The organism is Microvirga massiliensis (assembly GCF_001006805.1).
GTDB lineage: Bacteria > Pseudomonadota > Alphaproteobacteria > Rhizobiales > Beijerinckiaceae > Microvirga > Microvirga massiliensis.
In genome coordinates this window covers 355,456-357,817 of sequence record NZ_LN811352.1, presented here as the reverse complement: position 1 = coordinate 357,817, position 2,362 = coordinate 355,456, and the positions used below count along the sequence as shown (strand labels likewise).

The 2,362-nt window shown below is 60.2% G+C and carries 1 protein-coding gene; it reads right to left on the bottom strand.

Translation table 11 applies throughout. The features are described from left to right. A partial coding sequence (locus BN1233_RS10580; RefSeq protein WP_063776620.1) for a reverse transcriptase/maturase family protein occupies positions 1–1,851 on the bottom strand: 1,851 nt, incomplete at its 3' end. Positions 1,852–2,362: the final 511 nt, after the last annotated feature.

The window sequence follows — 2,362 nt, the reverse complement described above, 5'->3', positions numbered from 1 at the left end:
TCCCCGAACCGGGCGTGCGCCGTTAGGAGCACCCGGCTCTCCAGTGTCCTCCAAGATTGTTGACAGGGTGCATCGCAACGGCCGTCCGGCGTGGATGTCAGCATGGCAGGCCCTGCAAGTGATGAGTGTCTTGCGCTGGCGCGCCGCCATAACTTGAACCCAAAACGGCGGAGGTCGTCGTCCCTTGTCCTGCAGGTCCTTAAGGGCTCGGACGTGATGCACCTCAATATCCTCCGGAGAGCCACACAGCTCACAGGTGTTGGCCAAGAGGCGCCGTTCGAGATCAGAACGCGGACCGCAGACGCGTAAGGGGATGCTGTCGTCGAGGACTGCCTTCGTGTGCCGTGCCAGCGTAACACCGCCCCATCGTGCGATCAGGGGCCTCATCCCTGCCTCTCGCTCAACCGTGACCTCAAGTCCCACACGGGAGCCTTGGTCGGTCTGAAGCGTGGCTCCGAAGCGACGATAAACCCGTACAACGCTCGTGCGCAGTTTGTGCGCGAGCGTTCGGGTCAGCGACCGTTCCATTGTCCACTTCAGGCGGTTGAGTTGGTAGAGGTTGTAGGCCCTGCGATAATACTCCACCACGCCCCGATATTCCCGCTGGTACTGCGCCACGATGCTGAAGACAGAGTCGTGGACGAGTTCCGTGCGGTGCATCGGTTCGCCATGGCGGAGGTATCGTTTGCACTTGTCCCGCACGACGGCTGGTGGGACGCGCAACCCGATCTGCCCATTTAGGCAACGGTGACCGCGTCGATCCCGTTTTTGGTCGTTGTGCAGGACCTGGATGTCATAGCCGAGGAAGCGCGCAGCTTGTGACTGTGCGTGGGTGATCAGCGTTTTGGTTTCGGATAGTTCCAGCTTGAGCTCGTCACGCAGGAATGCTCCAACCTCACGTTTAATCGCCTCGGCCTCACATCGGGGGCCGCTGAAGCCGAGCAGCCAGTCATCGGCATAGCGTACGTAACGCAAGCGTCGATAGGCCGGGTCCATCGGATCAAGGGAGGGCAATTGCTTCATCTGACGGCGAAGCTGATTGGCCTGGTCTCGGAATCCTGATTTCTCCAGCCGTTTCGCTCGCTCACGTATGCATGTCGATGCCGGGTTCGGTCTGCGTCGGTCACCACGGTTGTACTTTGGAAGGAGTGTCGTCTCGACAAAGCGATCCAGTCTGTCCAGGTAGATATTTGAGAGGATCGGGCTGAGCACCGACCCTTGTGGGCTGCCGCTCAGCGTAGCGTTGTATCGCCAGTCCTCCAGATAGCCAGCCCGGAGCAGGTTGCTGATCAGCCGTAGGAACCGGCCGTCGTGGATCTTCTCGCTCAGGATCGAGAGCAGGACCGAATGGTCCAGCGAATCGAAACATCGCGCGATGTCGCCTTCCACGAACCACTTCGTGCCAACCCAGCGGTGATAGATCTCGTCCAACGCAGTATGACAACCCCGGGACGGGCGAAAGCCATGCGCGGCCGGGCTGAACTGCGGCTCGTAATAGGCCTCCAGGATGAGGCGCATTGCTTCTTGCAGCAGCTTGTCCGACCAAGTCGGGAGACCGAGTGGACGCTTCTTCATCGAGCCTTTCTTCTCAATGTAGATGCGCCGTACCGGCAGCCATCGGTATGTCTCATGACGCAGGGCGTCAATGATCCGGCCGATTTTTGCCAGAGACATCCCGTCGACGGTTTCCGCCGTAATACCAGGTGTCATCGCACCAGCGTTACGGGAGATTTTACCGTAGGCAAGCAGGAGGAGCTCAGGGTTGAACAACTGTCGATAGACGTCCTCCAGCGGCAGTCCTCGCCTGCCGCGGTTGTGGATGATTCCCAAGACGGTTTCGGCGTTTCGCATCTCGCGTACCTCTCCGTTCGGGTTTCAGGACACCTGCCACCCTTCCCCATGTGGACGGCTTTCCCGTCCTCGGAGTACTACGGTGGCTCCGTCGCCCTGCGCCTCGCGGCGCGGCGGGCGATCCCATATTCCCGTGATGCTGGACGTCTCGAGCGCGACGTAGGTGCCTCGTCCGTCTCCTTGAATGGGGTTTATTCCCCATCGCCCATCGCGTGGAAGGTTCGAGCGACGACGACTTTGCCGCCCTATCGCGGTGGCCTCGACCTCAGACGCTGTGTCGAGGGATGTATGCTTGCATCGCTGGAGGCTGAGGTTCGAGCAATGCGGCTCTCACCCTATCGCGCGGGCCTTGCAGACCATGGCCGTAAGCGTCTTCGGACCATTTCTGCTTCGAAGGCATGCTACTGTCCCCTTTGGTTTTCGCCGCCGGGTAAGCCGTTGGCCCAAGGGTCATTTCTTCCAAACCCCTCCTTTCTGGAAAAGGGATCCAGCGCCAGGTGATATGGCGCAC